A 1,047-nucleotide genomic window follows, 5' to 3' on the forward strand; every position below is an offset into this window, starting at 1 on the left:
AGGTATCAATCCACAGCTTCGGTGATTTGTTTAGCCCCGATACATTTTCGGCGCAGCGTCACTCGACCAGTGAGCTATTACGCACTCTTTAAATGATGGCTGCTTCTAAGCCAACATCCTGGTTGTCTAAGCAACGCCACATCCTTTTCCACTTAACAAATACTTTGGGACCTTAGCTGGTGGTCTGGGCTGTTTCCCTCTTGACTACGGATCTTATCACTCGCAGTCTGACTCCCAAACATAAATCATTGGCATTCGGAGTTTGTCTGAATTCGGTAACCCGGGATGGGCCCCTAGTCCAAACAGTGCTCTACCTCCAAGATTCTAACGTTTGAGGCTAGCCCTAAAGCTATTTCGGAGAGAACCAGCTATCTCCAGGTTCGATTGGAATTTCTCCGCTACCCACACCTCATCCCCGCACTTTTCAACGTGCGTGGGTTCGGACCTCCAGTAAGTGTTACCTTACCTTCATCCTGGACATGGGTAGATCACCTGGTTTCGGGTCTACGACCACATACTCATTCGCCCTATTCAGACTCGCTTTCGCTGCGGCTCCGTCTTCTCAACTTAACCTTGCATGTAATCGTAACTCGCCGGTTCATTCTACAAAAGGCACGCCATCACCCATTAACGGGCTCTGACTACTTGTAGGCACACGGTTTCAGGATCTATTTCACTCCCCTTCCGGGGTGCTTTTCACCTTTCCCTCACGGTACTGGTTCACTATCGGTCACTAGGTAGTATTTAGCCTTGGGAGATGGTCCTCCCAGATTCCGACGGAATTTCACGTGTTCCGCCGTACTCAGGATACACTCAAGAGAGAATGAACTTTTGACTACGGGGCTTTTACCCTATCCTGCGGACCTTTCCAGATCGCTTCGTCTAGCTCATTCCTTTGTAACTCTATATAGAGTGTCCTACAACCCCAAGAGGCAAGCCTCTTGGTTTGGGCTCTTCCCGTTTCGCTCGCCGCTACTCAGGGAATCGATTTTTCTTTCTCTTCCTCCAGGTACTTAGATGTTTCAGTTCCCTGGGTTTGCCACAGAT

1 rRNA gene is annotated in these 1,047 nt (G+C 49.3%); it reads right to left on the minus strand.

From position 1 onward, the window contains the following. Window positions 1-1,047 (minus strand): 23S ribosomal RNA (locus ACFVR1_RS19555); the annotation flags it as partial.

The sequence above is a fragment of the Psychrobacillus sp. NPDC058041 genome, assembly GCF_042885655.1.
GTDB lineage: Bacteria > Bacillota > Bacilli > Bacillales_A > Planococcaceae > Psychrobacillus.